We start from the raw sequence: 275 nt of genomic DNA, 5'->3' as shown, positions 1-275 counted from the left end.
GTAGCCTCTACATCAGCATCAACAAGTGCCGTAGCGTCTACATCAGCCTCAACAAGTGCCGTAGCGTCTACATCAGCAAGTACTAGCGCAGTAGCCTCTACATCAGCATCAACAAGTGCCGTAGCGTCTACCTCAGCGTCAACAAGTGCCGTAGCCTCTACTTCAGCCAGCACAAGCGCTGTAGCATCTACCTCAGCAAGCACAAGCGCCGTAGCATCTACATCAGCAAGCACAAGCGCAGTAGCCTCTACATCAGCAAGCACAAGCGCTGTAGC

General features: G+C 53.1%; 1 pseudogene. It reads right to left on the bottom strand.

The window, feature by feature from the left end:
* A pseudogene (locus KV696_RS09725) lies at window positions 1-275 on the bottom strand (adhesive domain-containing protein); the annotation flags it as partial.

The sequence above is a fragment of the Streptococcus humanilactis genome, assembly GCF_019448275.1.
Classification (GTDB): domain Bacteria; phylum Bacillota; class Bacilli; order Lactobacillales; family Streptococcaceae; genus Streptococcus; species Streptococcus humanilactis.
Note: the sequence above shows the minus strand (reverse complement) of the source record. Positions and strands in the feature narration are given on the sequence as shown.